Source organism: Pedobacter sp., from assembly GCF_041662865.1.
Lineage (GTDB): Bacteria > Bacteroidota > Bacteroidia > Sphingobacteriales > Sphingobacteriaceae > Pedobacter.
In genome coordinates this window covers 1-2,568 of record NZ_JBAZRL010000129.1, presented here as the reverse complement: position 1 = coordinate 2,568, position 2,568 = coordinate 1, and the positions used below count along the sequence as shown (strand labels likewise).

Here is a 2,568-nt window from a genome sequence, read left to right as displayed (position 1 = left end):
GAAATGTTAAAAATCTAAACATTAATCTCTCCACAAAAGTTACGATCAAGCAACACTTTCTATTTGGCGCAAATGCCTCTAAGGCTATTAACAGGGGTTACTCTTTAGCCAATGCCAATCCTTTAATATTGAATGCAAGCTTGAGCAGAACTTTCCTAAAAGACAAAACCTTAAGTCTAAATATCAAGGCAAATGACCTCCTTAATCAAGGCAATAACTTAGCAAGGTATATTTCGGGTAATTCGATAATCGATAGTAAAACAAACCAGGTTACAAGGGTATTTACATTTGGCTTAAACTATAACCTCTCAAGGTTTGGAGGAAACATATTTCGTGTAGATGCCGATTAACCATTGCTTAAAGCGAGAATAAATGGTATTTTTATAATTATTTTTTGGGTAAACTGTAGCGTTTTCTCGCTTTAACTCGTATTCTATAAACGTGTTAGGTGGGTAGGCTCCTTCTTACAATTAAAAATTAAACATTAAAAGATGAAACTATCAATAAATTACAAAAGTATTATTGCCGTTTTCATTGTATCCATACTACTGGTTTCTTGCGCAAAAGACAGCGATCCTAAGCTTATTAATGTGTCTGGGCTAAGTATTGTAAATGCATCTCCTAGTGCGGAGAAATTAGATGTGTATGTTGATAATACTAAAGTAACTGGTGCTATTCCTGATTTTATATTCGGAAGCAAAATAGATTATTTATCTGCTTACTCGGGAAGCAGAAGAATGACAATTACGAGAAAAGACTCCGCTACTCCTTTAAAATCAGAGCTTTTTGTATTAGAGCCGCAATTTGGCTATACGCTTTTTATCATTGATAGGTTTGCAGATATTAAGTTTATGTTGTTGCCCGATAACTTAACAAAACCTGCTAAAGGAAAAGCTTCAGTGAGGTTTGCGAATTTAAGTCCAGATTCAGAACCACTTACATTATCGGTGGCGGGATCAAGTTATTTAATTACCAATATTTCCTTTAAAGATTATTCCAACCCAATGTTAGTAGACATGGGAGATAAAGTGACGTTTGAAGTGCGAGAACATAGAACAGGGAATTTAGTTTTAACGTTGTCTGATGTGAAAATTGAAGACGAAAAAATTTATACAATTTATGTTAAAGGGCTTAAAGCCGCTACTGATGATACAAAACTAGGTATTGCTATTTATACGCACAAGTAGGATTACCAAAGGCCATTAGTGCGTTTTGTTGGCTTTTTAATTTTTATAACCGAACCGAAATCATTTTATATGATTGTAAAGAACCAAAAGGCCTAACAACAAGAATGCTCAATTTTGAGGAAACTATTGTAGGCTGCCTACGTAACCAGAACAAGAGTAAAGAAATGATCTATAAATCATTTTATGGCTATTTAATGGCCGTTGTTTTGCGTTATGTAAATGAGAGAGATGATGCCGAAGAGCTTGTAAATGATGCCTTTATAAAAATATTTAATGCCGTAAATCAATTTAATTTTCCGGCGAATAAAGAAGAACATCAAAAGGCTTTTAAAGCATGGATTTCGAAAATTGCGTCACGTACGGCGATAGATTTCTTACGTACAAAACGCAACTTGATATCCATTGAAGAAATAGTTGAGGAACAAGAACCATTAACGGAGATAAATATAATTGCTGCATTAAACGTGAAAGATATTCTTAAACTTCTTGATGCGCTACCAGAGATACAAAAATTGATTTTTAATTTATACGAGATTGAAGGATTTTCTCATGACGAAATCGCTAAATCACTAAATATTCCCGAAAGTTCAAGCAGGGTTTATTTAACAAGAGCGAAAAACAAATTGAGAACCCTTTACGCTAAAACATTAATAAATACATATGCAACCTACTGAACATAAGCAAAAAAATGATGTAGAGCTGATTACCCATATCAAGCAAAGCTTACAAGCTCATGAGGAGTTTTATCAACTAGGCGCGTGGGAAAAATTCAACCAAAAACAGCAAACCAAAAAACGTCCGATTTTTTGGGTGATGAGCTTAAGTGGCGCTGCCGCAGTTTTGGCCATTTGCATTACCCTTATTTGGTTTACAAAAGATACTCCTCAAAACGAGCAGCTTACAAAAGTTGACGCTTTAAAAACCGTTGAAAAGCCAGTTAGTCAGCAGCCGAATACCGACTCAAAAAGTACCGAACAACAGTTAGCACATGAGCCTTCAAAAGAGATCGATTTACCAAGCAAAATTTTAGCTAGCAAAACCCTTGAACAAGGAACAACTGTTACGAAGCAAAATACACAGTTAGTCGCTCAAAACACTGAAACAAATAGTCCTGTAATTGCAAATACTAATCAGGTAAATGCACCTGCTCAAGCTGCAATTGCAAATGCCCCAATTGATAATCAACAAGTTATTGCCCAAGTAGAAGAAAAAACTAAGCCCAATACTTTAGATTTCCTTGCTAGCGAGAGCCAAAAAAATGCTGGCAAACAAGGTAAATTGACAGTTAATAACAAGCATGGCAAATGGGATATGGGTTTAATGTTAGCTCCATCTTTTGGCAATACCAATGAGCTAAACATGGGTTATGGAATTAGCATGA

Annotated in this window: 3 protein-coding genes and 1 pseudogene; all 4 read left to right on the top strand. The window is 35.2% G+C overall.

Going from position 1 to position 2,568, the window contains the following annotated elements:
* Positions 1–350, top strand: a pseudogene (locus WC622_RS17110) (hypothetical protein); the annotation flags it as partial.
* A 141-nt stretch (positions 351–491) separates the two neighbouring features.
* Positions 492–1,187 (top strand): DUF4397 domain-containing protein, encoded by a 696-nt coding sequence (locus WC622_RS17105; protein ID WP_372820901.1) that lies wholly within the window; start codon positions 492–494, stop codon positions 1,185–1,187.
* Between the two features lie 104 nt (positions 1,188–1,291).
* Entirely contained in the window at positions 1,292–1,861 is a 570-nt protein-coding gene (locus tag WC622_RS17100) for an RNA polymerase sigma factor (RefSeq protein WP_372820900.1), read from the top strand.
* Positions 1,848–2,568: hypothetical protein (locus WC622_RS17095; RefSeq protein WP_372820899.1), on the top strand; the 721-nt coding region annotated here is incomplete at its 3' end. The genes WC622_RS17100 and WC622_RS17095, both read left to right, overlap by 14 nt.